Here is a 26,888-nt window from a genome sequence, read left to right on the forward strand (position 1 = left end):
TTTGATATGAGCCTTATTTTACTTTAATTGCTTATAACCTTTGGCACTACGAAATACCCATGCTCAGGTTTTGTATTGGACAATATCTCTTTTTTAATGTTTTGAGAATTTATAACATCATCGCGTACATGAATGTCCTTGTCTATGCTGCCATAACGCATAGGAGAAACACCTTCAGTATTAACTTGCAATAAAGTATCATGTATCCAATCCAGCATTGTCAGTTCTTTGGAGTAGTGATCAATCTCGTCATTTGATAACTTAATCCTTACAAGCTGTGCAATTTTAAGCATTTCTTCTTTGGTAATTGTTATTTTTCTCTTATTTGCAAATTCTATTAGTGAAGTAATAACGTCTTCTGTTGACTTAGCTGGCATCTTTACCTCCTTGGATAAAGTGAGTTAAAATATCTACGACCGAAACAACTTCTATTTTACCAGTTTTTTCAAATTTGTGAAGTATGGTATCCGTAATCACTAATTTATCTAAAGAAGAGGAAGAAATTTTCTCAACTGCACTTCCTGAAAGCACGCCATGTGTGATGCATGAAATTACGGACTTTGCTCCGTGGCCTTTTAAAGCAAGAGCTGCATTACACAATGTTCCACCAGAGTCAACTATATCATCAACAATGACACAATTTTTATTTGCAACTTCTCCTATTATGTTCATTACTTGAGATGTGCCTGCTTTCTCCCTATATTTATCTACTACAATAATCTTATCATTTAACCCTATCTTGTACTTTTCCTCTAAAGTCTTTGCAAAAGCACGTGCTCTGCCAATTGCTCCAACATCAGGTGCAACAATTGCCAAATTTTCTGTGTGTATAGAGTCAACAAATGCTTCAAAGCAGTTCAAATTAGTTATCGGTACATCAAAGAATCCTTCAATTTGACTTGAGTGCAAATCAATAACTGCAACGCTACTTGCACCTGCAGTTTGAATAAGATTTGCAACTAATTTGGCACTTAAAGCAGACTGCACATTATTGTTCTTGATAATTCTATCTTGCCTGCTATATCCATAATAAGGGATAATTACTACTATCCTTTTGGCTCCTAATCTATTTACTGCATCAATTATAAGCAGAAGCTCCATAAGATTATCATTCACAGGGGGAGAAAGAGATTGTATTATATATACTTCTTGATTATATAGATCATTTGCTACTTCTACATTTACCTCACCATCGGTAAACTTTGATATCCAAGCAGAGGATGGTTGAACATCTAGCCGGTTAACTACTGATTCCCCTAATTCCTTACTAGCATTACCTATTATTATCTTCATAACGCACTAATTGAGTTTTTAAGATTATACAGAAATTGTGAAATAATTGAAATGTAAGTGTCTTTATCTAGCATTCTTGTCGGTGAATTAGATACCTCTTGTACAATGACCTGTCATTTTCACGCGTTGTTTCAATATATAGACCCAAATTGAAACAACTATACAAAATCCTGCTTATGTTTCAAGATAAATGACTTTAATGAAATATAATTTATCTAGTCATTTGTATCTGCTAACATACTACACTTCCCATTGTAGAGCCTCTGCAACTTACTGAAATTTATAATCGCTTTATAAAAAGCTTTATACTCTTTGCTTAATTGGAGGCGCTACCTCTGCACTTTCTGCTCTGTCTAGGGTACTACTTGGTTTTTCTGCAGTAATTTTTTGAATGCTACCATCTACCTTATTCTTGATATCTGCTCCATATGATCTTAATACTTCAATAGCTTTCTCGTTTCCACTATTCAGCGCAATATCCAAAGCATCCATTCCATCATTATTTTTGTGGTTGATAAAATTCTCTAACTCAAAGATTTTTATATATTGCTCAATGATGAATTCTACCACTTTTCCAGGGCAATTATTAGCGGCAGGAAAGAGTACTGCATTGTTATTATTGTCTTTCTTTGTTACATCTGCTTTGAGCTTGTCTATCAAATACTTGATAATTTCTATTCTGCTATCATCTTCTGCTTCAGTGCACTGCCTAGCAGCTAAAAACAGAGCTGTTCGCCCATTATTGTCCACATCTTCAATATCTTGTCCCTTATCAATTAAGGCTTGTATTATATTTTTGTTCCCATATAAAGCAGCAAAGTGAAGAGGAGTATACCCTTCGGTACTTTCTCTTTCATTAATCAATGCACCATGGCTAGCTAGTAATTCTATAAATTCTGGCGTATTTGCAAAAACTGCAAAGTGCATTGGTGTTAGATCATCTTTACCATGATTTTGAGTTTTTGCATTAACGTTTGCTCCATTTTTTATCAGCAATTTTGCTATTTCTAATTGTTTGCGTCCGATGGCAATATGCAGTGGCGTACGATTGCGTTCATAATGATCATTGACGTTTGTGCCACATTTTATTAGTAGTTCTGCAGCTTCAATATTACCTTCCTGAATTGCAACGTATAAGGAAGCATATCCATCTTTTGTTTCCTCTGTCATACGAAATTGCAAACATGTTAGTTCATATATTATTAAGGATTATTATTAAGTTTTTATTAATACAATATTAATGTAGCGGGATGACGAGCTTATCGTCATCCCGCCGCGAACCGTCATACCACTGCGAACCGTCATACCGCCGCGGTATCTCTAGATCCCGCTAACAAGCAGCGGGATGACGGTTTTTCAAATTATCGTAAGTCAGTTTAGCTATAGCTACAAGTTTCATTCTTCCCTTACAAATAACTTTACTGCGTCCTTTTTTCGGATTCAGAATTAGCAAGAAACGTTCTTGTAAGGTGGTCTACTAAAATTTTGCTTTATAAAACAATGTCTGAACTATGCAATTAATACATTATCAACACAACTGATTCATAAAAGCAAATATTATAACCACGAAGAGAGAAAATGTTATGCTTAGTTTAATAAGAAAGACCTTGAGAAAAAAAATGACTCATCAGGTAAACGATTCGAAATTGAAAGAGAAAGATGAAAAAAGTATTTTAAAATTAGCATCAAAAATAGAAGGCAAAAAAAGTAGCATTGCTGAAGAACTAGAAAAAATATCTGAAAAGGAAAAACAAAGGATTCTTACTACGGAAGTAAGTAAACATCGGGGTAAAGAATCAACTATTATATCACTTGCTTATGCTATACTACGTAAAGATAGTATAGCTGTTGAGAAAATGTTAAGAGTAGCTAAAGAAAACGGTATTCTGAAAGACATTCTTGACGCAACAACAACTATAAAATATCCAGGTGGTCAGGAAGAAACTTGCACACCACTTACTTATGCCATATTATGTAAAAATAGCAAAACTATTGAAGAAACTTTAAAAGTCTCTAAAGAAAACGGTATTCTGAAAGATATTCTTAACGCAACAACAACTATAAAATATCCAGATGGTCAGAGAGCAACTGTTACACCACTTGCTTATGCTATACTATATGAAGATAGTATAGCTATTGAAGAAATTTTAAAAGTCTCTAAGGAGAACGGTATTCTGAAAGATATTCTTAACACAACAGCAACTATAAGATATCCAGATAACAAGGAAGTGACTTACGCGCCACTTGCTTATGCTATGTTCTGGAAGGATAGCAAAGCTATTAAAGAAATTCTAGTAGCAGCTGAAGAGAACAGTATTCTGAAAGATATTCTTAACACAACAACAACCATGAAATATCTAGACCGGGAAGTGACTTACACACCACTTGCTTATGTTATACTACGTAGAGATAGTATAGCTGTTGAGAAAGTGTTAAGAGTAGCTAAAGAAAACGGTATTCTGAGAGATATTCTTGACACAACAATAACTATAAAACATTTAGATAGCCGGGAAGTGACTTACACACCACTTGCTCATGCTATGTTCTGGGAGGATGGCAAAATTATTAAAGAAATTCTAGTAGCAGCTGAAGAGAACAGTATTCTGAAAGATATTCTTGACGCAACAACAACTATAAAATATCTAGATGGTCAAGAAGAAATTTACACACCGCTTACTTACGCCATATCATGTAAAAATAGCAAAACTATTGAAGAAATTTTAAAAGTCTCTAAAGAAAACGATATTCTGAAAGACATTCTTGACGCAACAACAACTATAAAATATCTAGATGGTCAGAAAGAAATTTACACACCGCTTACTTACGCTATATCATGTAAAAATAGCAAAACTATTGAAGAAATTTTAAAAATCTCTAAAGAAAACGGTATTCTGAAAGATATTCTTGATGCAACAACAACTATAAAATGTCCAGATGGTCATGAAGAAACTTGCGCACCACTTACTTATGCTATACTACGTAAAGATAGTATAGCTGTTGAGAAAATGTTAAGAGTAGCTAAAGAAAACGATATTCTGAAAGACATTCTTGACGCAACAACAACTATAAAACATTCAGATAGCCGGGAAGTAACTTACACACTACTTGCTTATGCTATACTGCGTGAAAATAGTATAGCTATTGAAGAAATTTTAAAAATCTCTAAGGAGAACAGTATTCTGAAAGATATTCTTAACGCAACAATAACTATAAAATGTCTAGATGGTCGGAGAGTAACTGTTACACCACTTGCTTATGCTATACTACGTAAAGATAGTATGGCTGTTGAGAAAATGTTAAGAGTAGCTAAAGAAAACGGTATTCTGAAAGACATTCTTGACGCAACAACAACTATAAAATATCCAGATGGTCAGGAAGAAACTTGCACACCACTTGCTTATGCTATACTACGTAAAGATAGTATAGCTGTTGAGAAAATGTTAAGAGTAGCTAAAGAAAACGGTATTCTGAAAGACATTCTTAACACAACAATAACCATAAAACATAAAAATAATCAAAAAGTAACTGATAAGTTACTTGCCGCATTACATGATCGCAAAGTTATTCAAAAAATTTTAGACATAGCTAGAGAAAATGATATTCTGAAAGACATTCTTAATGCAACAATAACTATAAAATATCCAGATAGTGAAGAAAAAATCTGCACACCACTTACTTATACAATATCATGTAAAAGCAACGAAGCTTTTAATACAACAAGAGCTATAAATCAAGATGGTCAGGAAAAAACTCACATCCCATTTCCTACCCTTGATAAAAGAGAAACTGAATTAAAATTAAAAGAAAAAAGACAAAGTAGAAGAGATGAGGGATTAAATTTTAACAATGGTAGTAGTGACAAAAATGTTGAAATAAAAGTTAATGGGGATATCTTGTTGCAGCATAGTAGTGGAATTGAAAATGAAATAAATCATACTGCTGTACGTAATGATGTAAGGGGGGTAAAGCCTCTAATAGAAAGTAGAGTAAATGTTAAAGTACAGAATATAAATGCAGTGATTGCAACTTCTGTGACATTTAAAATGATTGCAACTTCTGTGACACTTGAGTTGGTAGCTAGTAAAATAACATGTGTACTGTCAAAACCCACCACTAAATTGGAAGAAGTAGCTATAACATATTTTCAAGGTTTAGCACTATATTTGTGAAACTTAATTTATATGTGCTAAACAAGATGCTGATTAGTTTTATAGCTAACCCAAGAAAGGTTTCCCTACGTCATACCGCCGCGGTATCTCTAGATCCCGCTGCGGGATGACGATTGTCGTTTAGCCATAAATATTTAAGAAATTTACCAAATAAAAAAAAAGGCAAAAGAAGCCCTGGGGTTATTATCTGCTTTAAGATATTGGCGTTTTTTATGTTTTAAACGCTTGACAAGCAAGATTTAGCTGCTTTTAATTGCAACTAACCTATGCTGCAAATGTTTAAGAAATTTACCAAGCAGAAAAAAAGACAAAGAATCCCCGCATTAGCTAGTCTTTTACTATCTCTGTCGAGTATTAGCATTTTTTGATGTCTTGTAACGCTTTATAAGCGCGTTCAGCTTATTTAGATAAAAATCTAGATGTAGATGAAGTTTTGTAAAGACATACAGTATCTATATACTGCAAAAAATTGAACATAAGACGCCGATACATTAAGTAATCCTTACCTTTTAATCTGCAGATTGGCGAAAGCAAATACAATAGCTTCAGTTTCATGATAAGGGGGCTGGCGGAGTTTGTCAAGGAAGTTTTTCGTTTCTGTGAACCACCTGCTAACCGACAGCTAACATTAACTACCGATATCGTATCTGAAGAAGCCCCCTGGCCATTCTAAAAAATTTAATGCTGAGTACACCTTACTTTTGGCTTCCTCTATAGTGCTCCCTTCTGCTACTATATTTAGCACTCTTCCGCCATCGGAAACTAAGTTACCACTTTCATCGAATTTAGTACCAGCATGAAACACCAACACACCAGGAATGCTTTCAATCTTATCTAATCCTTTAATTACTTCTCCCTTTTGATAATCACCCGGATAGCCTTTACTTGCAACAACTACACAAACTGTAGATTTGTTGTTAAGTTCCACCATTTTGACATTTAACTTTCCTTCTGCAACTGACAACATCAATTTTAACAAATCGCAATTTGAATCAAATCTAGGTAATATAGATTGCGTTTCTGGATCACCGAATCTAACGTTATACTCGAGAAGTTTTGGGCTATCTTTGCAAATCATTAAACCAGCAAAGAGTACTCCTTTATAAGACGTACCCATGTTAACCAATGCTTGAGCTGTAGGGTATATTATTTTTTGGATAATTTTTTGCTCCATGTCCTTACTTATAATTGAAGGTGATGAGTACGACCCCATACCTCCAGTATTTTGGCTTTCATTACTTTCATCAACTCTCTTATAATCTTTTGCACACCCAAGAGTTACTACTTTCAACCCATCAATAAGAGCAAAAAAACTTACTTCTTCTCCAACTAAAAACTCTTCTATGATTATTTCTTCACCTGATTCACCAAATTTTTTCTCCACTAGCATTGAATTTATTGCTGAAAAAGCTTCGCTTTCTGTATTACATATAACCACCCCTTTTCCTGCTGCAATTCCATTTGCTTTCACTACAAGTGGAAACTTTATTTTATTGCTACGTACAAAATCTTTAGCTAACCCTTCATCAACAAAACACTCGTACTTGGCAGTTGGTATACCATATCGCTTACATAGTCCCTTGGTGAAAGACTTCGATCCCTCAAGTTTTGCAGTTGCTTGACTTGGAGCAAAAACATTTATTCCCTCTGCAACTAAATCATCAGCAAGCCCATCAATTATTGGTTGTTCTGGACCAATAACAACCAACTCTATATTTTCTCTCTTGCAAAATTGTGTAACATCCACTGAATTTTGAATATTTACATCCACAAGAGCCCCAAGATCTTTCATAGCTTGGCGACCAGGAGTTACATATAACTCAGTCAAGATAGGAGATTTTTTTAGAGCCCAAAGTAGAGCGTGCTCACGCCCACCAGAACCTATAACCAGAACCTTCATCTTTATTTCCTCGCTTTTCTATATGTCAAAATTATTATTTGCTTATAACAGTATCATTACTCATGTATTTTTGCAACACGTTTGGTATTGCAATCGACCCGTCAGAATTTTGATAATTCTCCATTATGGCAATAATCGTTCTTCCTATAGCTAAAGCTGAGCCGTTTAAAGTGTGAATATATTTTTTCATCTTTTTATCAGTTTCTGAAGAGTATTTAGCGTTCATCCTTCTTGCTTGAAATGCACCACAATTTGAGCAGCTTGATATTTCTCTATATTTATTTTGCCCAGGTAACCATACCTCTATGTCATAAGTCCTTTGTGCAGCAAAACCCATATCGCCACTGCAAAGCAGCATTACTCTGTATGGCAATTCTAATTTTTTTAATATCTCTTCAGCAACACTCGTCATACGCTCAAGCTCATCATTTGATTGGTCTTCAGTTGTGATGCTTACCAACTCCACTTTACCAAATTGGTGTTGCCTTATCATGCCCCTGGTATCGCGACCTGCACTACCTGCTTCTTTACGAAAGCACTCCGAATATGCAGTAAAGCGAATAGGCAGTTCTTTTTCTTCCATTATTTTGTCAGCAACTAAATTTGTTAAAAACACTTCACTTGTGGGAATCAACCTCAATTCGTCGGTAGTTAAATACGAATCGTCAGAAAATTTCGGTAGCTGACCAACATTATACATAGCTTCGTTTTTCACCAAAGCCGGGTGGTACACCTCAGTATAGCCAAATTCATTAACATGCATTTCAAGCATACAATTTATTAGCGCTCGTCCAAGCTTAGCTAACTGTCCTTTTAATATCGTAAATCTTGATCCGGAAATTCTCGCCGCTTGTTCGAAGTCCATTAACCCTAATTTTTCTCCGAGTTCATAATGAGATTCTGGTACAAAATCAAACTGTCTTTTTCCTCCATATCTTCTCACCTCTAAATTAGAGTTCTCATCTGCGCCTATTGGCACATCTTGCGCAGGAATATTCGGCAAGTTAGATAAAACATTCACTAACTTATCCTTTTCTGCTTGTTCTTTTAAGCTGATTGCCTCTATCTCATTTGTGATGCTTTTTGACAACTCTATTTGCTCTTCACAGGGGCTCTTGCTCATTTTAAGCTTTTTTATTTCCTCTGTGATTTCATTGCGCTGCCTATTCAAATCCTGCAGTTTAGTGGTTAATGATCTTTTCTCGTGATCGATTTCTAATATCTCTTCCGCAGTAGATTCTCTAATTCCCCTGCTTTTCATTGCCTTTTCAAATCCTTCAGGGTTTTTGCGTATATATTCTATATCGTGCATATATTGTGCTATTACTAACATTGTTACTGTACTCCAAAAGCTCTTAATATTCAATATATTCTCATACTACTAAAATTATTATGGTTGATTTTTTTGTTAGAATTTGTTTAAATTTAATTAACTTACCGTTCATAGGGTGTAGTATGCTGGGCATTACAAAAAATAATCAGAAAGAGAGCACTTACTTTGCTGGTGAGGAATTCGTTATCTACGCTACTTGTGTATGCCTAGCAGCCACATTCGCTGCTGGCTGTTTAGGGGCGGTAATAGGATCCCCTCTATTGACCTTTCCACTTGCTATGCTCATCTCTAACCCCGTAGTTTGGGTTTTAATGGGAACAATTCTTACAGTAGCATACAAAATGGTTGTTGAACCTTTATTTTACTTAGCGAAGGGTTATATTAATGGAAAAAGAGCAAGTCAAGGTGAGCAAAAAACTCCAGATGAGGATAGTGGTATTTTTCCTGGACCAGATAATGAAGATGGGTCAACTGTTTCAGAGAACAGTAGTCGCAGAAGTTCTATTGCTTCAAAAGATAGTGGTTTGGGTGGTAAAGAGTTTCATGAAAATTTGGACACTCTTGTGCATCAGACAAACAGAGGAAATTATGCTTACTGGTTATGTGATGATGACATTACACATATTGCAAGAGTTGTGTATGGGTACTCACAAAGTGAACATAGTAATAATAATGTCTATTTTCTTGCTCCTAGCTATTCTAATGGTTGGGACGAACTCACAAAAGAATTTCTTCAGAATTATAGAGGTGAATTAAAACAAAATTCTAAATTGATATTTACTTCGGTTCTTCATATTAACAACAATCATTGGGTAACTTTGGTTATTAAACCTGATGCAGGTGATAAAAAATTTAGAGCTTATTACTGTGACTCATTTGGTAATCAATTGCCAGATAATGTGCTAAATATTGTTAAAAGAGAACTGCAAAAAGAGGAATGGGTATTAGACATAAGAATTTCCCCAACTAAGCAGCAAAGTGACGGGTATAACTGTGGAATATTTGCGTTAGAAAATGCTCATAAAATTACACAAATGCTTAACGAAGACAAATCATTTGACGAAATTGACAAAAAGTTATCAGAATATAAATTTGATTTGAATGAGAAAAGAGAAGAATTTACAAGAGCGCTTATGGAAGATGAGAAATGTAAGGAAGATCTAAGAAATCGTAAGCGTCCGCCAAGGACGAAAACATCTCAGTCTTCTATTTCAAGGGAGAATGCAAGTTTGTGTTGCATTATGTAATCAATGAAAAATTACCATTGACCTTATGCCCCTCCAAATAGGAAATTTGACAATTGATTCTCCAGTTATTTTAGCTCCAATGTCTGGAGTGACTGATTATCCGTTTAGAAGTATTGTGAAGAAACTTGGTGCAAGTTTGTTAGTTTCAGAGATGATCGCAAGCAGAGCTATGATTATGCAAACTCGCCAGAGTTTGCAAAAAGCAAAAGTCGATGCATTAACTGCTGTGCAGCTTGCTGGGTGTGAGCCAGATGTTATGGCGGAGGCTGCAAAATTAAACGAGGACATGGGAGCAAAAATTATAGACATAAACTTTGGTTGCCCTGTTAAAAAAGTTGTAAACGGTTATGCAGGATCAGCGCTAATGCGTGATGAGAAAAAAGCCGCTGAGATAATTGAAGCTGTGGTCAAAGCAGTGAATATGCCAGTTACGGTGAAAATGCGCACTGGATGGAACGATGAAAATCGCAATGCCCCGAGACTTGCGAAAATTGCCGAAGACTTAGGAGCAAAAATGATCACTGTGCATGGAAGAACAAGAGCGCAGCTTTATAATGGTCAAGCAGATTGGAAATTCGTTAGAAATGTTAAAGAGCAAGTGAAAATTCCAGTTATAGTAAATGGCGATATTAAAAATTTAAATGATATTCAGAATGCTTTCAAAGAATCTGGAGCAGACGGAGTGATGATAGGTCGTGGTGCCTACGGTAAACCTTGGCTGATTAATCAAGCAATGAACTTTCTCAGTGGAAGTGAAACTTCTGAGCCAACAGCTTCAGAGAGATTAAGCATCATACTCGAGCATTACGACAATATTCTTGAGTACTATGGAAATGACACAGGAATAAAGATGGCCCGCAAACACATAGGTTGGTACAGTAGCGGGCTTCAAGGCTCATCTGAATTTCGTGTGAGAGTAAATAACATGACAGATAGCACAGAAGTGAAAGAAAATATTATTGGCTTTTTTGGTCAAGAGACACACTAGCTGTACTCAATTCGACTGATCGTATGCCACTACGCTCTCTTCCTCACCAGAGTGTAAATGACAACCATTATCCATCAACCATTCCTCGTCATAAGTTTCAATATCAAAATATTTTTCATATTTATCCACATTATCACAAAGTGAAAGTGCTCTGATCTTATTCATAATCAAACCTGTACCAGCAGGAATTAATCTTCCTACTATAACATTTTCTTTTAATCCACTTAAAGGATCACTCTTCCCGCAGAATGCTGCTTCTGTAAGTACTTTTGTTGTCTCTTGGAAAGAGGCAGCAGAAATAAAGGAGCTAGTTTCAAGACTTGCCCTAGTAATCCCCTGCAGAATAGGAAGATAATGAGTAGGCCGTTTGCCAGAGTTACTCATAGCATCATTTTCCCTATCAACTTCCAGCTTGTCAATGCTTTCGCCAACCAAGTACATAGTATCACCAGGATCAGTAATTTCCACTTTTTGTAGCATTTGTTTTAAGATCACCTCTAAATGCTTATTGTCTATACGAACACCCTGCAGTCTATAAACTTGCTGCATTTCAGAAATCATATAGTGCGCTAAAGCTTCTAACCCAAGCACACGTAAAATATCATGGAGATCAGGGTCACCATCCATCAATAGATCACCTTTACGTACAAAATCACCTTCATTGACTATTACATGCTTACTTCTTGATACCAAATATTCAACTGGAGAAATTTGTTCATCTACAGGTTTAATTAATATACTGCGTTTTCCTCTACGGTCTTTTGCAGAAAACGTTACATAGCCATCTATCTCACTAACAATAGCATGCTCTTTAGGACGACGTGCTTCAAATAACTCTATAACCCTCGGTAAACCACCAGTAATATCACGAGTTTTAACTGACTCTCTTGGTGTTCTTGTAATAACATCACCTGCATGAACCTTCTGGCCATCTTGTACATTGAGCACTGCACCGATTGGTATAAAATAACATGCTTCAACGCCACTTGCGAGTGTCATTACTTTACCATTATCGTCAAGCAGCACAATACGAGGACGTAAATTAGCTCCACCAGAATGCAATTTCCAGTCTTTTACTACTTTGCTTGATATTCCTGTAGATTCATCCATCACTTCAGTGATCGAAATTCCATCTTTTAAGTCCTGATAAGACACTGTACCAGTCTTCTCCGTGATAATAGGCAATGTATAAGGATCCCATTCCGCAACTTTATCGCCAATTTTTACTGACCCACTCTCATCTACATAAAGCTTAGCGCCGTAAGGTACACTGTGCTTCAACTTCTCACTACCAAGGCTATCAATCAACACGACTTCACAGGAACGGCTTATCACAATTTTATTTCCGTTTCTATCTATAATTATATTACTATTGTTTAACTTTATTTTAGCATTAATAGAAGCTATAATATTCGAGGATTCAACGCCTCTAGTCATTACTCCACCTATATGAAAAGTACGCATCGTTAACTGAGTACCTGGCTCTCCAACAGATTGAGCAGCTATAACACCAACTGCTTCACCTATTGAAACAATTTTACCAGTTGCAAGGTCTCTTCCATAACATAAAGAACATACACCAGGACTTATTTCACAAGTTAAAGGCGATCTAATTTTTACAACATCAAGACCTGCAATGCTGATTTGCTTTACTTTATCCTCATCAATTAATTTCCCTGCTTTTACTAATAATTCTTTTGTCACTGGGTTATATATATCATTTGCAGCTGTTCTACCCAGCACAACACTCTCTAGAGATGCAACTATAGTACTTCCTTCAACTGTAGCTCTCACAACAAGACCATTTTTTGTTTTACAGTCATGCTTTGTAACTATGCAATTTTGAGATACATCAACTAAACGACGAGTTAAGTATCCAGAGTTTGCAGTTTTAAGTGCAGTGTCAGCTAAACCTTTACGCGCACCGTGAGTAGAATTAAAGTATTCAAATACGTTCAATCCTTCACGGAAATTAGAAATTATAGGTGTTTCTATAATCTCACCAGAAGGTTTGGCCATGAGCCCTCGCATTCCTGCTAGCTGTTTCATCTGTGAAGTAGAACCCCTTGCACCAGAGTTAACCATCATATACACTGAGTTGTACTTACTATTTCCATCATATATAGATATTGCTTTTAACATATCATTAGCTATCATATCCGTACACTTAGACCATTCATCTATAACCTTGTTATACCTCTCACTTCTAGTTATTAGCCCATCTTGATATTGCATAGAGAATTTCTTAATTTCACCCCTCGCGTGATCAACATGTGTAGCTTTAGTTTCAGGTATAACCATATCACAACGACCAAAAGAGACACCAGAAAATGTGGCATACTCAAAGCCAAGTACCATTAATTTATCAGAAAATGCCACTGTAGCACTTTGACCACAGTTACGATATACCAAATCAACTATACCAGTTATTTCCTTGACTGTTAATATCTGATTTATTAGATCGAAGCCTAGATTCTCATGCTTAGGAAAAATTTGCCATAATATTAAACGGCCAGGAGTTGTACAAACAGTTTTATAGTGAGTTTCACCGCTGCTATTAATATACTCCATCCTATACTTTATACTAGAATGAATATGTAAAGTACCATCACTCAAGGAATGCTCAACTTCACAAAAAGCACCAAAAGATGGTAAATTATCTTCCTTAGGTTCTTGTAAAGTCAGATAATATATACCAAGTACTATATCTTTACTAGGAACTATAATCGGTCTGCCATTAGAAGGACTTAAAACGTTATTAGTGGACATCATCAACACCCTAGCTTCAAGCTGAGCTTCCAATGAAATTGGCACATGCACTGCCATTTGATCACCATCAAAATCAGCATTAAACGCCGTACAGACAAGCGGATGAAGCTGTATTGCTTTGCCTTCAATAAGGATTGGCTCAAAAGCCTGAATACCAAGTCTATGTAGCGTAGGCGCTCTATTCAACAAAACAGGATGCTCTTTTATTACCTCTTCAAGCATATCCCAAACTTCTGGTTTTTCTGCTCTTATCAACTTACTAGCAAACTTAATAGTTGGAGCCATACCATACATCTTAAGCTTTGAGTAAACAAAAGGTTTGAATAGTTCAAGAGCCATTCTTTTTGGTAATCCACACTGATTTAGTTTCAAAGTTGGACCAACAACTATTACAGAACGTCCAGAGTAGTCTACCCTTTTTCCTAAGAGGTTCTGGCGAAAACGACCCTGTTTTCCTTTTAACATATCACTAATGGACTTTTTATATCCAACAGCACCAGCTTTATTTACCAAAGTATTACGACGACTATTATCAAAAAGAGAATCAACTGCTTCTTGTAACATCCTTTTTTCATTACGAATCATAATCTCAGGAGGATTTAAGCTCAACAATTTTCTCAACCTGTTATTTCTATTAATAATAGTCCTATAATGATGATTCAGATCAGAAACTGCAGGACGACCACTCTCAAGCGATACCAAAGGACGCAAATCAGGTGGTAAAATAGGTATAGTTGTAAGTATCATCCACTCAGGCCTATTTCCAGATTTAATGAAGTTTTCAACAATACGCAATCTCTTTATAATTTTCTTTCTTCTTATCTCAGAAGCAACAGATTCTAATTCTAGTCTTAAATCCTTCCTAATTTCATGTAAATCAAGGCGCGTTAGCAACTCTCTTATAGCTTCAACACCTTGCATAGCTACAAAACTATCGATCCCATAGCTATCTTTAGCTTCATTATAAGCTTTTTCACTAATAATCTCACCTTTTTCAAAAGGCGAAACAAGAGGATCTATTACGATATAATTATCGCTATATAAAATATTCTCAATATCTCTGAGAGACATATCCAATAATGCTCCCATTCTTGAAGGAAGCGATTTCAAAAACCATATATGAGCAACAGGAGATGCAAGCTCTATATGACCCATCCTTTCTCTTCTTACTTTAGAAGATGTAACTTCTACTCCGCATTTTTCGCATATGCGACCTCTGTGTCTTCTTTTTTTGTATTTTCCACATAAACATTCATCGTCATTGACAGGGCCAAAAACCTTAGGGCAAAATAATCCACCTTTCTCAACTTTGAACGTACGATAATTTGCAGTTGAAACATCTTCTATCTCACCACAAGATATACGCTTAATACTTTCAGGGCTAGCAATCGATATGCTAACCTCATTAAAAGGTTGTGCAATGTTAGTGTGAGATATATCTTCAATCACTACATCATTTTGCTTTAAATCTACATTTAAACATAAAGAACGTAGTTCTTTTATCATCACATTAAAGGATTCAGGAATTCCACATTCAAAATTACTGTCACCTTTTATTATCGATTCATAAATCTTAACTCTACCATTAATATCATCAGACTTCACAGTTAACATTTCCTGCAAAGTATAAGCAGCACCATAGGCTTGTAATGCCCAACATTCCATTTCACCAAAACGCTGACCACCAAAATGAGATTTTCCTCCAAGAGGTTGTTGAGTAACCAAACTATAAGGCCCTACTGAACGCGCATGAATTTTACCATCAACCAAGTGGTGCAACTTAAGCATGTACATGTAACCAACTGTAACCTTGCGGTCGAATTTTTCACCACTGCAACCGTCATATAATACAGCTTGTCCAGAGTTATCTAAACCAGCAAGTTCAAATAATTTTGCTATTTGTTCATCTTTTGGACCCTCAAATACAGGTGCAGCAACAGGAACGCCATCACGTAATTTGCGTGCAAATTCAATGAGATTATTATCACTAATATTACGAATATCATTACAGATAGATACGTTACTGCCATAGCTATAAACCTCAATCAGGAAGTTACGTAAATTGCTGTATGAACTTTTACAAGAGTTCAAATAGTTCTCTACTAACTCATTCAACTCGTCATTTAGTGCATTCTTATTAGGTGTATTTAAAACAGAAGCCGTTATTTCATCATCATCAATATTTTCAATTTTTTTATTATCAAGGTATGCTACTGCAAATTGTGTAAAATTATCATCGTTAAGGGACCTAATTCCCTTGCAAAAAGCACTTTTGATCTTATTGATCTCATCGAGAATATTACTTACCTTTTCCCCTAATTTTCTACAAGCCCAACCTACATGCGTTTCCAGTATTTGCCCTACATTCATTCGTGAAGGAACACCAAGAGGGTTAAGAATAATATCAACAGGAGTACCATCTTCCAAATAAGGCATATCTTCCACTGGCACAACTCGAGAAATCACACCTTTATTTCCATGTCTACCAGCCATTTTATCCCCTGGTTGCAGACTATGTTTCACAGCAATGAAAACTTTTACTGACATCGACACACCTTGAGGCAGGTCATAACCTTCATGTAATTTTTCTACTTTTCGCTTAAACTGTGCTATTGCATGTGATACTTTTTCATCAAAATCTTTTTTTAAGCTCTTAACTTGCTCAGAAATGGATTGGTTTTTTAATCCTATACCCCACCATTGCTCACGTTCAATAGAGTCAAATTTTTCTCGATCTTGAGAACCAGAATTAATAAGAAGTTTCTTCAGTTCATCATAGAAATATTCACTAGTAACATTGATTATATAATCTCGCTCTTCCTCAAAGTCATTTATCTCTTTTTGTTTGATGAGTAATGCCCTTTCATTTTCTTCAACCCCCCTGCGTGTAAAGACTTGTACATCAATTACTGTCCCTTCAACATCTGGAGATGTATATAAAGAGGAATCCGCACAATCGAATGACTTTTCACCAAAAATTGTCATTAATAACTTCGTTTCAGGAGGCAATGAAAGAGAAGGTTTAGGTGTAACTTTACCTACCAGAATATAGCCTGGACCAACTCTTGTACCAATTTTCACTATACCACTATCATCCAAGTGATATAGATTTTCTTCATTAACACCAGGTATAGCACGAGTTATTTTTTCTGATCCTAAAGGGGTATCATGTACAACACAGTCAAATTCTTCTATATGAATAGAAGTAAAGAGATCTTTTTTAACAACTTCACTAGAAATAATAATAGAGTCTTCAAAATTATAACCTTGCCAAGACATAAAAGCGACTAGCAAATTTTTACCAAGCGCCAACTCACCACTATTAATTGCAGGACCATCAGCTATTACATCACCCTTTTTAACATAATCACCTACGCACACTAGCGGTCTTTGATTAATACAAGTATTATGGTTAGAACGCTGAAATTTCCTTAGATGATAAATATCTACGTCCAAGTAGTTAACCCTTTCTTTATCAAAAGCACGTATAACTATAGAATTATTATCAGAACTATCAACTATGCCATCGCGTTTTGCTAAAACTACAGCACCAGAGCCAGAAGCTACAAAAGACTCCATACCAGTAGCAACCAGAGGAGCGGTAGGCTTCAATAAAGGTACGGCCTGACGTTGCATATTTGAGCCCATTAATGCTCTATTAGCATCATCATTTTCTAAAAATGGAATCAAGGAAGCTGCAACTGATATTACCTGCTTAGGAGATACGTCAATGTAACTAACTTGGTCGCTACTTACCATGACGAAGCTACCAGCATATCTACAGTATAGCATGTCATCAACAAAGCAATTATTTTCATCAAGCTTTACGCTAGTGTCAGCTATATGATGTGAGCCTTCGTCTATAGCAGAAAGATACTCAATTTGATCAGTAACAACCCTATTGACTACTTTTCTATAAGGGCTTTCAATGAAACCATATTTATTAATACGCGCGTATATAGCTAAGCTGTTGATTAACCCTATATTTTGCCCTTCAGGAGTCTCAATAGGGCAAATTCTTCCATAATGAGTTGGATGAACATCACGCACCTCAAATCCTGCCCGTTCTCTTGTTAAACCGCCAGGACCTAACGCGGATAACCTTCTTTTATGTGTTATTTCAGATAACGGATTAGTCTGATCCATAAATTGAGATAATTGAGAAGAATTGAAGAAATCTCTTAAGACATTAGTTAACACTTTTGGATTAATAAAATCAGATGGAGAAACTTTATCTAAACTAGAAGTGGACAGAGAATCAACTATTGCGCGTTCCAATTTCAACAACCCAGTTCTAAATTGATTTTCTATAAACTCTCCAACTGATCTTACTCTTCTGTTTCCTAAATGATCAATATCATCTACAGATCCTTGACCGTCACGTAACAATACTATTTTTTTCACAATTTCAATAATATCTTCATGCGTTAAAACAGTTAAATCCTCATCATAATTTAATCCAAGGTAAGAGTTAAGCTTCAACCTACCAATGTTAGACAAATCATAATATTCCGGACTGAAGAAAAGATTACGGAAAAACTCTTCTACTATCTCTAAAACAGGAACTTCACCAGGACGCAAAACTCTATATATTTCATATAGTGCATCCTGATAAGACATGTTTTCATCTAAGAAAAGCGTATTTAATATATAAGGTCCAACAAACAAATTATCTATGTTCAACACTGATATTTCATCTACAGATAATAACTCAAGCTTCTTTATGTCTTCCAGCTTTATAGATTCACCAGCAGATAAAATTTTCGTAGAGCTAGCACTATCCATTAAATCTTCTGCGAGGAATAAACCACATATAGAATTAAACGGAACCAGATACTCTTTCAATTCATTATCATATAGCTTTTTAGCTAGTCTTGAGGTAATACGAACGTTAGCTTTAAGCAGCACATTACCTTCAATATCCATTAAGTCGAAAGGCAGCCTCACTCCTTTAAATTTATCAGGAACAAAAGGCACTTTCCAACCATCTTTATGTTTTACATACTTTATTTTCTCATAAAATCTATCGAGTATATCATTATTTGATAGACCCAACGCCTTTAATAAAACTGAAATTGGCAATTTTCTTTTTCTATCAACACGAAAATACAAATGGTCTTTAACATCAAATTCAATATCAAGCCAAGAACCCCTATAAGGAATAATTCTAGCAGAATAGATCAATTTACCAGAATTGTAAGTTTTTCCCTTATCGCTATCAAAAAATACACCAGGAGACCTATGCATTTGTAAGACGATAACTTTTTCCACACCATTAATGATGAAAGTGCCCTTATCAGTCATCATAGGCAACCCACAAAAGTGGACTTTCTGCTCTTCTATAGATTTTACAACGGTTGCAAGTTTAGAATGATCTCCACTCTCTTTAATCGATTTATATTCATCAAGAGAAATACCATCCTGCATAACAACAAGACGTATAGAAGCAATAACCTGAGCAGAAAAAGTTACACCACGCTTTATACACTCAGATTCATCATACTTAGGATCATCTACCCTACAACTCATAAACTCAATAGTAGCCCTACGCAAAGGATCATTTATTGGAAAGATTGTATGAAAGATAACTTCAAGTCTTTCATTACCCTTATTCTTAGGAGTAAAAGAATCATATGATTCTTTTTGAACCTTAACCAAATCCAATAAAGAATCTTTTAAATCAATCGACCTAGAATAAGAAACTCTAGGAACAAAAGCACCAGAAGCGTACATATAAGAAGAATCAACCATTAAAATACCCCAAACTAATTAAAAGAGCTATATCAATATAAAATTAATACATTAAATATTATTCAAGCTCCACTTTAGTTGCTCCTGCTTCAATAAGTTTTTGCTTGATTTTTTCTGCTTCGTCTTTAGGAACATTAGCAGTCAAATCTTTAGGTAAAGATTCAACCAACTCTTTTGCTTCTTTTAAACCCAATGTAGAATTAACCTCTCTCACAGCTTTAATAACTCCTATTTTTTTACTCGCATCAATTTCTTTAATCACAACTTTATACTCAGCTTTTTCTTGAGCAGCAGGAGCAGCAGCATTATCACCAATAGGCGCCCCAGCACCAACAGCTCCACCAAGAAAAGAACCAGCAGGCAACCCTATTTTCTCTTCTAAAACTTTTACAAATTCAGAAGCCTCTAATAGGTTTAAAGATAATATTTTATCAACCAAATCACTTGTTACATTACTCATAATTACCACCTTACTTAACAACAAATTTATTTTTTAGAACTATAATAATCCAAAACTCTCATAAGCCTCATAGAAGATGAATTAATAGACAACGCTAACCGAGCAGGAATATCATAAGATATTAAACGCATAATTTTAACACGCAATTCATCCAGAGAAGGCAACTTAGCCAGTTTATTAACATCTTCCACTGTTAACAATTCATTTAAATGAGCTGCGCAAATCACAGACATTTTTTCTTTGTTAGCATTAGTAAAATCAACTATTAATTTTGCAGCTTCTACTATGCCACTAGAGTATATAATAGCAACAGGACCGGAAAATTTGCCTGATAAATAAGAGAATTTACCAGTCCTTTCCAAAGCCAAGCGCGCTAGAGTGTTTTTAACTACTAATACCCCACCTGCTATAGACTTCAGACTATTCCTCAGAGTTAATGAATCATTAGCATTTATAGATTTAAAATTTACTAATATCAAGAAATCATTATTTACAAATACGTTTATTGTGCTCTGTATAAATTCATCCTTATCTTTACGCTTCACGGTATCACTCCCTTAAATTATATCTTCCACTTTGCCTATCTTATAAGCTTTACCCATAGTTGAATTTAAAAAAACACCCTTAAAGTAAATTCCTTTCGCAGAAATAGGTTTATTATCTTTAATTACTTTAAGAAAGGCTTTTAAATTTTCTAGCAAGTCATCAATATCAAATTTAATATTTCCTAATTTACCATGAATAACACCATTTTTATCTGTTCTAAATTTTACCTGACCAGACTTAATGGTTTTAATAGCTTCTGCAATGTTAGAAGTCACAGTACCAAATTTAGGGTTAGGCATCAGCCCTTCAACACCCAATACTTTTGCAATAGGAGTGATTTTTGCCATAAAATCAGGAGTAGTAATGCACCAATCAACATCTAACTTTCTACCTTTTTTTATTTCTTCAACTAAATCCTCTCCTCCTGCAATATCAGCACCAGCTTTTTCAGCTTCTAATAAATGTTTATCTTGAGCGAAAACAGCTACTTTAATATTCTTCCCGATACCTTTAGGCAAAACTACTGTACCACGCACCTGCTCTTCAGATTTACGTGAATCTACGCCTAAATTGACCGCAATATCAACTGATTCATTAAATTTTGCTGAAGCAGACTCAACAATCTTCTTCAAACACTGCTTAGGATTATCATTATATGTATTCATTTACCTAACCTTCCACAACTTCTATACCCATAGATTTTGCAGTGCCTACAACCATTTTCACTGCTGAATCTTCATTATCCACTTTCATATCAACCATCTTGCACTTTGCTACTTTAATTATAGCAGACATAGGTAATTTAGCCACTAATTCTTTACCAGGATTACCAGAACTTTTACTTAATTTAGCCTCCTGCTTAAGTAAATAAGCCACAGGCGGACCGCTGACAGTAAAATCATGAGAGCGATCATCCTTTATGGAAATTCGCACTGTTACTAAATCGCCTACTTTATAATTAGCGTTAGCAGCACTAGTAACTTTATTAAAAGCTTCACAAAACTTAGGAACAGATATACCACGTGGACCAAGTACTGAAGCAATTTTCGGTCCTGGAACTGCTTTCCCAGCTTCCATAAGTAAGTTAATCTTAGCAACTATAACACTCATAATTAATCCTCTATTTTCTCTACTTGAGCCAGATCAAGCTCTATTATTGTCGGCTTACCTAAAATCGATACTTCCACATTAATAATTTTTTTCTCATCGTTTACCATATTTACCTTACCAGTAAAATTTTGAAAAAGACCATCATTAATTTTCACTTTTTCACCTTTTTCATAACCATAACCTAACTTCTTTGTCTCTTGAGCATTATAAAGTGCATTACACATTGAGTGAATCTCATCATCCAAAATCACCTTTGGAATATTACCGTTTTTCAAAAATCCATAAACCTTAAGAGATTTTGGTATATTATTGATAAAATTCAATACTTCATCGCATAAATTCACGTATAAAAAGACATAACCAGGAAAGCATTTCCTTCGTGTAGCAATTTTCTTAGATTTCAACTCTACTTCACTTAGCTCTTCATATGGAATAAAAACTTCCTTAAAGTAATCATTAACACCCAATCTCATAGAATTTTCCAATATATGTTGGCGCACTTTCTCTTCACAATTGGAAGCAACTCTCAAGATATACCATTTATATCTATTAAATTCTTTACACTTTAAACTTATCTCATCATCTGAAATCATCTCAAAATCACCAGATTCGCCACTGCAGAATCCAGGCGTTTGATTCAAAATATTTTTGCTTTCATCACACAGATGCATATATACATACACTTCACATAATTCTTTTATATCAGACTTTGAATTACATACCGTTTGATAAGGAATAAACACTTCCTTAAAATAAACAGCATTACTTACCAATTCGCGTATGTTTTGCTCATATCCATAATCAACTTTAATGATATACCATTTATATTCACATTCCATAAATAATTCCAAATAAAGCCTTAATTACGTAAAGAGACATAAAATCCACAAAACAGAAGAAAATCGAAAAGCATAATATAACAATCATTACAACAAATAGAGATGACAACACCTCCTGTTTCTTTACCCAAGCAATTCTTCGTATTTCTTGCTTTATATCACAGAAAAAACCACACAAACTTTTTAACATTTCCACCACAACATTAATGCAGGAGCGATAGGAATTGAACCTACAACCTCTGGTTTTGGAGACCAGCGCTCTACCAATTGAGCTACACTCCTATAACTCAAACTCTCACTCCAAAATTTCAGAAACAACACCAGAACCAACAGTTCTACCGCCTTCTCTTATCGCAAAACGCAATCCCTTATCCATTGCTATCGGTACTTGCAATTCTACTTCTACACTCACATTATCTCCTGGCATTACCATCTCCTTCCCATCTAGCAATTTTATGCTCCCAGTTACATCCGTTGTCCTTAAATAAAACTGTGGCTGGTAATTCGCAAAAAATGGTGTATGCCTTCCTCCTTCCTCTTTCTTTAATATATAAACCTCCGCCTTAAACTTTCTATGCGGTGTTATCGTCCCCGGTTTCGCTAATACTTGCCCTCTCTCCACTTCTTCTCTTTTTGTTCCTCTTAACAATATTCCTACATTGAGTCCTGCACTTCCCTTATCCAGCAACTTCTTAAACATCTCAACACCTGTGCATATCGTCTTTTGCGTCGCTTTCAGACCTATTATCTCTATCTCTTCTCCCGTCTTTATCTCTCCCTTCTCTATTCTTCCTGTTACCACTGTTCCTCGCCCCGATATCGAAAATACATCTTCGATTGGCAATAAAAATGGTAAATCCACAGGCCTTGGTGGAACCGCTACATATTCATCTAACTTTTCCATCAATTTATCTATTGATTTCTTTCCATATTCGCTGCTGTCATCCTCCAGCGCCTTGAGCGCTGAACCAACCACCACAGGCACTTCATCCCCTGGAAATCCGTATTTACTCAGTAATTCCCTCACTTCCATTTCTACTAAATCTATCATATCAGCATCAGCAACATCAGCTTTATTTATATACACCACGATATATCCAACACCTACCTGCTTCGCCAGCAATATATGCTCTCTCGTTTGTGGCATTGGCCCATCAACCCCCGACACTACCAATATCGCCGCATCCATCTGTGCTGCACCTACTATCATGTTCTTTACATAGTCAGCGTGTCCAGGACAATCAACGTGTGCATAATGCCTTTTCTCTGTCTGATACTCAACATGCGCTGTTGCTATCGTTATCCCCCTCTTCCTTTCTTCTGGCGCTTTGTCTATCTGATCGTACGCTACAAAATTTCCATAATGCTTCGTTATCGCCGCTGTTAACGTCGTCTTCCCATGATCCACATGTCCTATTGTTCCCACATTTACATGCGGCTTTCCAAATGCTTCCACTACTGCTGTCATAATTATTACCCTTAATTATACTCTAACTTTAACTCATCAACCACATATTGTGGCACTTGCTCATAACAAGAAAAATGCATACTATACTGCGCCCTTCCCTGAGACATAGAACGCAAAACGTTGATATAACCAAACATATTTGCAAGAGGTACCGAAGCAGTAATTATTTTACTATTATTACCTAAATCGAGCATATCAGCAACATTTCCTCTTCTACTATTTATATCACCCATAACATCACCCATATATTCTTCAGGAGTAATGATTTCAACTTTCATTATAGGCTCCAGCATTTTTGGACCAGCTTTATTTGCCATCTCTTTAAAAGCACCTTTAGCAGCAAGTTCAAAAGCTAAAGGACTAGAATCAACCTCATGAAAAGCACCATCAAGAAGGGTAGCCTTAAAATCAATCAACGGAAATCCCGAAATTATACCACCTTCTTTTATCAACTCCAAGCCATTTTCTACCCCAGGAATATACTCTTTTGGAATAGCACCACCTACAATTTTACTTTCAAATTGAAACCCAGAACCAGGCTCAAGAGGTTCAAATTTTATTTTAACCTTAGCAAACTGACCAGCTCCACCAGATTGTTTTTTATGAGTGTAATCAATTTCAACAGATTTAGTGATAGTTTCACGATATGCAACCTGAGGAGCACCGACGTTAGCCTCAACGTTAAATTCGCGCTTCATTCTATCAACAATAATCTCAAGATGGAGCTCACCCATGCCTTTCAATATAGTCTGGCCACTTTCCGCATTTACTGACATTCTCAAAGAAGGATCTTCTGCAACCAACCTATTTAGAGCAATACCTAATTTTTCCTGATCTGAAGTGGTTTTAGGTTCTACAGCAATTTCAATAACAGGCTCAGGAAATTCCATACGCTCCAATAATATAGGAAAATCAACAGAACATAAAGTATCTCCGGTGGTTGTTTTCTTTAGCCCAACTAAAGCAACTATATCTCCAGCCCTAGCCTCAGTTATATCTTCTCGGTTATTTGCATGCATAAGTAACATTCTGCCAATCCCTTCAGTTTCGTTTTTTAACGCATTTGAAACGGTAGATTTAGACTTTAATTTACCAGAATAAATACGGATAAACGTCAAGCTGCCTACAAATTTATCCGTCATCACTTTAAATGCAAGAGCAACAAATTTCTCTTTTTCTGAAGGTTTGACCTCAATTTTCTTTTCTGAATCTTTAGGATCAATTCCAACAATTACATCAACATCAATAGGAGAAGGTAAAAAGTCAACCACACCATCTAAAAGTGGTTGTACGCCTTTATTTTTAAAAGCTGATCCACATAACACAGGAACAAATTTTCCTTTAATGGTCCCATTTCTCACGCATTTTTTCAGTAAATCCACTGGCAGATCATTAGACTCAAAGTAAGTATTCATCGCTTCATCATCCATCTCAGCTGCAGCATCTAATAAAAGATTTCGATATTCTTGAGCCTTATCAAGCAAATCAGAAGGAATATCTTCATAAGAAAATTTAGCGCCCAACGTTTCTTCTTGCCATATAATGGCTTTCATAGAAATAAGGTCAATTATACCTTTGAAATCTTTCTCACTCCCTATTGGTAAATGAATAACTAAAGGTGCTGCACCAAGCTTCGTCTTTATCATATCAACACATCGATAAAAATTTGCCCCTATTCTATCCATCTTATTAACAAAGCAGATACGAGGAACGCTATATTTATCAGCTTGACGCCACACTGTCTCAGATTGAGGTTCAACTCCAGCAACTCCATCAAATACAGCAACTGCACCATCCAAAACCCTTAAAGATCTCTCAACTTCAATAGTGAAATCAACGTGACCAGGAGTGTCTATTATATTGACCCTATGATCATTCCAAAAACATGTTGTTGCAGCAGATGTGATTGTAATACCACGCTCTTTTTCCTGCTCCATCCAATCCATAGAAGCTGCACCATCGTGCACTTCACCAATTCTATTTTGCTTACCAGTATAAAATAAAATACGCTCTGTTGTGGTAGTCTTACCAGCATCTATGTGAGCCATTATCCCTATATTTCTGTATTTAGATATTCCAATTTCCATATCACAATTAATTAGCTAACATTAAAAACGAAGATGAGAAAATGCCTTATTAGCTTCAGCCATTTTATATTTTTCTTCGCACATCTTAAACGCACCACCGCGTTTATTATAAGCATCCAGTATTTCAGATTGCAAACAATCAACAGTGGTTTTTCCACTCTTTTTTCGAGCAGCAGAAGTTGCTTTAGCAATCCACCTTAACGCTAAAGAAACCGCTCTATCTTGTCGAACTTCAACAGGTACTTGATAAGTTGCACCACCAATGCGTCGAGAACGCACTTCTATAGAAGGAGTAACATTTCCTACTGCTGTCTCAAAAATTGATAACCCACCTTCGCCTATTTTCTTTTCAGCTAAAGACAAAGCGTCATAGATAATCTTTTCTGCAGTAGATTTTTTACCACATTTCATGATTGTATTAATGAAACGCATCAGCAAAACACTGCCGTAACGCGAATCAGGACTTATTTCTCTTTTTTTTGCTTTATTTCGACGAGCCATAAACTTTAACCAGATTTCTTTACACCATATTTTGAACGAGCTTTCTTTCGATTTTGCACACCACGCAGATCAAGGGCACCTCTTATTATGTGATAACGCACACCTGGCAAATCTTTAACCCGCCCACCACGTATCAAAACAACAGAGTGTTCTTGTAAATTATGACCTTCACCAGGTATATAAGCCGTCACTTCACCATACCCACTAATTTTTACTCTGGCTACTTTACGGAGTGCTGAGTTAGGCTTTCTAGGAGTTGTAGTATACACCTTAGTGCAAACACCTCTCCTTTGAGGGTTGCTTTCTCCCAAAGCTGGTACCTTTTTCTTATGGGTCAATCCTAATCTACCCTTACGTATTAATTGATTTATCGTAGGCATATGTTATAAACTCAAGCTCATTAAAATAACTAAGTTTTTAGTTATAA

General features: G+C 35.7%; 19 protein-coding genes and 1 tRNA gene. 3 read left to right on the forward strand and 17 right to left on the reverse strand.

Annotation, left to right across the window (positions count from 1 at the left end; translation table 11 throughout):
• Window positions 1–23: 23 nt before the first annotated feature.
• The 3 genes from gatC to R0F62_RS00665 form a co-directional block, all read right to left on the reverse strand.
• Window positions 24–377 (reverse strand): Asp-tRNA(Asn)/Glu-tRNA(Gln) amidotransferase subunit GatC, encoded by a 354-nt coding sequence (gene gatC / locus R0F62_RS00655; protein WP_010962323.1) that lies wholly within the window; start codon window positions 375–377, stop codon window positions 24–26.
• Window positions 367–1,293: a ribose-phosphate diphosphokinase gene (locus tag R0F62_RS00660; RefSeq protein WP_010962322.1), complete on the reverse strand. Its 927-nt coding sequence runs from the start codon at window positions 1,291–1,293 to the stop codon at window positions 367–369. The genes gatC and R0F62_RS00660 overlap by 11 nt, the downstream gene beginning before the upstream one ends.
• Window positions 1,294–1,596: 303 nt before the next feature.
• Entirely contained in the window at window positions 1,597–2,463 is an 867-nt protein-coding gene (locus R0F62_RS00665; RefSeq protein ID WP_006280296.1) for an ankyrin repeat domain-containing protein, read from the reverse strand.
• Window positions 2,464–2,876: 413 nt separating this feature from the next.
• Between R0F62_RS00665 and R0F62_RS00670 the strand changes: the two genes are divergently transcribed.
• On the forward strand, window positions 2,877–5,462 hold the full coding sequence (locus tag R0F62_RS00670) for a WD_0033/WD_0034 family tandem repeat-containing protein (RefSeq protein WP_317051384.1): 2,586 nt from the start codon (window positions 2,877–2,879) through the stop codon (window positions 5,460–5,462).
• Window positions 5,463–6,090: 628 nt separating this feature from the next.
• On the opposite strand, the gene purD is transcribed toward R0F62_RS00670, so the two are convergent.
• Together purD and serS are read right to left on the reverse strand one after the other, a co-directional pair.
• Window positions 6,091–7,362 (reverse strand): phosphoribosylamine--glycine ligase, encoded by a 1,272-nt coding sequence (purD, locus tag R0F62_RS00675; protein ID WP_138264878.1) that lies wholly within the window; start codon window positions 7,360–7,362, stop codon window positions 6,091–6,093.
• Window positions 7,363–7,396: 34 nt separating this feature from the next.
• Window positions 7,397–8,674: a serine--tRNA ligase gene (gene serS / locus R0F62_RS00680; protein ID WP_038198549.1), complete on the reverse strand. Its 1,278-nt coding sequence runs from the start codon at window positions 8,672–8,674 to the stop codon at window positions 7,397–7,399.
• 80 nt (window positions 8,675–8,754) lie between these two features.
• Here serS and R0F62_RS00685 point away from each other — a divergent pair, with 80 nt between their 5' ends.
• Together R0F62_RS00685 and dusB are read left to right on the forward strand one after the other, a co-directional pair.
• Entirely contained in the window at window positions 8,755–9,942 is a 1,188-nt protein-coding gene (locus tag R0F62_RS00685; RefSeq protein ID WP_274979234.1) for a Ulp1 family isopeptidase, read from the forward strand.
• Between the two features lie 25 nt (window positions 9,943–9,967).
• A complete protein-coding gene (gene dusB / locus R0F62_RS00690; protein WP_274979235.1) occupies window positions 9,968–10,930 on the forward strand; it encodes a tRNA dihydrouridine synthase DusB in 963 nt (320 codons plus the stop codon).
• 6 nt (window positions 10,931–10,936) lie between these two features.
• Here dusB and R0F62_RS00695 read toward each other — a convergent pair whose 3' ends face one another.
• The 12 genes from R0F62_RS00695 to rpsL all read right to left on the reverse strand — a co-directional run bounded on the left by R0F62_RS00695 (window position 10,937) and on the right by rpsL (window position 26,841).
• A complete protein-coding gene (locus R0F62_RS00695; RefSeq protein WP_317051385.1) occupies window positions 10,937–19,450 on the reverse strand; it encodes a DNA-directed RNA polymerase subunit beta/beta' in 8,514 nt (2,837 codons plus the stop codon).
• 58 nt (window positions 19,451–19,508) lie between these two features.
• Window positions 19,509–19,910 (reverse strand): 50S ribosomal protein L7/L12, encoded by a 402-nt coding sequence (gene rplL / locus R0F62_RS00700; RefSeq protein ID WP_316659910.1) that lies wholly within the window; start codon window positions 19,908–19,910, stop codon window positions 19,509–19,511.
• A 26-nt stretch (window positions 19,911–19,936) separates the two neighbouring features.
• Window positions 19,937–20,455 carry a 50S ribosomal protein L10 gene (gene rplJ / locus R0F62_RS00705; protein ID WP_006279539.1) on the reverse strand — a complete coding sequence of 173 codons (519 nt, stop codon included), beginning with the start codon at window positions 20,453–20,455 and terminating at the stop codon, window positions 19,937–19,939.
• 12 nt (window positions 20,456–20,467) lie between these two features.
• On the reverse strand, window positions 20,468–21,121 hold the full coding sequence (gene rplA, locus R0F62_RS00710; RefSeq protein ID WP_274978951.1) for a 50S ribosomal protein L1: 654 nt from the start codon (window positions 21,119–21,121) through the stop codon (window positions 20,468–20,470).
• Window positions 21,122–21,125: 4 nt separating this feature from the next.
• Window positions 21,126–21,566 carry a 50S ribosomal protein L11 gene (locus R0F62_RS00715; protein ID WP_274978952.1) on the reverse strand — a complete coding sequence of 147 codons (441 nt, stop codon included), beginning with the start codon at window positions 21,564–21,566 and terminating at the stop codon, window positions 21,126–21,128.
• Window positions 21,567–21,568: 2 nt separating this feature from the next.
• Window positions 21,569–22,405, reverse strand: a complete 837-nt coding sequence (gene nusG, locus R0F62_RS00720) for a transcription termination/antitermination protein NusG (protein WP_070356705.1) — start codon at window positions 22,403–22,405, stop codon at window positions 21,569–21,571.
• Window positions 22,395–22,595, reverse strand: a complete 201-nt coding sequence (gene secE / locus R0F62_RS00725) for a preprotein translocase subunit SecE (protein ID WP_022626186.1) — start codon at window positions 22,593–22,595, stop codon at window positions 22,395–22,397. The genes nusG and secE overlap by 11 nt, the downstream gene beginning before the upstream one ends.
• A 19-nt stretch (window positions 22,596–22,614) precedes the next feature.
• Window positions 22,615–22,687, reverse strand: a tRNA-Trp gene (locus tag R0F62_RS00730).
• A gap of 13 nt (window positions 22,688–22,700) precedes the next feature.
• Window positions 22,701–23,873, reverse strand: a complete 1,173-nt coding sequence (gene tuf, locus R0F62_RS00735) for an elongation factor Tu (protein ID WP_010962309.1) — start codon at window positions 23,871–23,873, stop codon at window positions 22,701–22,703.
• Between the two features lie 11 nt (window positions 23,874–23,884).
• A complete protein-coding gene (gene fusA / locus R0F62_RS00740; protein ID WP_010962308.1) occupies window positions 23,885–25,960 on the reverse strand; it encodes an elongation factor G in 2,076 nt (691 codons plus the stop codon).
• Window positions 25,961–25,981: 21 nt separating this feature from the next.
• Entirely contained in the window at window positions 25,982–26,461 is a 480-nt protein-coding gene (gene rpsG, locus R0F62_RS00745; protein ID WP_007549313.1) for a 30S ribosomal protein S7, read from the reverse strand.
• A 5-nt stretch (window positions 26,462–26,466) separates the two neighbouring features.
• Window positions 26,467–26,841: a 30S ribosomal protein S12 gene (rpsL, locus tag R0F62_RS00750; RefSeq protein ID WP_006279787.1), complete on the reverse strand. Its 375-nt coding sequence runs from the start codon at window positions 26,839–26,841 to the stop codon at window positions 26,467–26,469.
• Between the last annotated feature and the right edge of the window lie 47 nt (window positions 26,842–26,888).

Origin of the sequence: Wolbachia endosymbiont of Drosophila aff. chauvacae BK-2020, assembly GCF_032848195.1 — a bacterium.
Classification (GTDB): Bacteria; Pseudomonadota; Alphaproteobacteria; order Rickettsiales; family Anaplasmataceae; genus Wolbachia; species Wolbachia pipientis.

Coding starts and splice junctions, on each gene's coding strand:
- R0F62_RS00665 (WP_006280296.1), bottom strand. CDS start 2,463: ATGACAGAGGAAACAAAAGATGGATATGCTTCCTTATACGTTGCAATT.
- R0F62_RS00670 (WP_317051384.1), top strand. CDS start 2,877: ATGCTTAGTTTAATAAGAAAGACCTTGAGAAAAAAAATGACTCATCAG.
- tuf (WP_010962309.1), bottom strand. CDS start 23,873: ATGACAGCAGTAGTGGAAGCATTTGGAAAGCCGCATGTAAATGTGGGA.
- R0F62_RS00685 (WP_274979234.1), top strand. CDS start 8,755: ATGGTTGATTTTTTTGTTAGAATTTGTTTAAATTTAATTAACTTACCG.
- fusA (WP_010962308.1), bottom strand. CDS start 25,960: ATGGAAATTGGAATATCTAAATACAGAAATATAGGGATAATGGCTCAC.
- nusG (WP_070356705.1), bottom strand. CDS start 22,405: ATGGAATGTGAATATAAATGGTATATCATTAAAGTTGATTATGGATAT.
- dusB (WP_274979235.1), top strand. CDS start 9,968: ATGCCCCTCCAAATAGGAAATTTGACAATTGATTCTCCAGTTATTTTA.
- rpsL (WP_006279787.1), bottom strand. CDS start 26,841: ATGCCTACGATAAATCAATTAATACGTAAGGGTAGATTAGGATTGACC.
- rpsG (WP_007549313.1), bottom strand. CDS start 26,461: ATGGCTCGTCGAAATAAAGCAAAAAAAAGAGAAATAAGTCCTGATTCG.
- purD (WP_138264878.1), bottom strand. CDS start 7,362: ATGAAGGTTCTGGTTATAGGTTCTGGTGGGCGTGAGCACGCTCTACTT.
- gatC (WP_010962323.1), bottom strand. CDS start 377: ATGCCAGCTAAGTCAACAGAAGACGTTATTACTTCACTAATAGAATTT.
- R0F62_RS00715 (WP_274978952.1), bottom strand. CDS start 21,566: ATGAGTGTTATAGTTGCTAAGATTAACTTACTTATGGAAGCTGGGAAA.
- secE (WP_022626186.1), bottom strand. CDS start 22,595: ATGTTAAAAAGTTTGTGTGGTTTTTTCTGTGATATAAAGCAAGAAATA.
- serS (WP_038198549.1), bottom strand. CDS start 8,674: ATGCACGATATAGAATATATACGCAAAAACCCTGAAGGATTTGAAAAG.
- R0F62_RS00695 (WP_317051385.1), bottom strand. CDS start 19,450: ATGGTTGATTCTTCTTATATGTACGCTTCTGGTGCTTTTGTTCCTAGA.
- rplA (WP_274978951.1), bottom strand. CDS start 21,121: ATGAATACATATAATGATAATCCTAAGCAGTGTTTGAAGAAGATTGTT.
- R0F62_RS00660 (WP_010962322.1), bottom strand. CDS start 1,293: ATGAAGATAATAATAGGTAATGCTAGTAAGGAATTAGGGGAATCAGTA.
- rplL (WP_316659910.1), bottom strand. CDS start 19,910: ATGAGTAATGTAACAAGTGATTTGGTTGATAAAATATTATCTTTAAAC.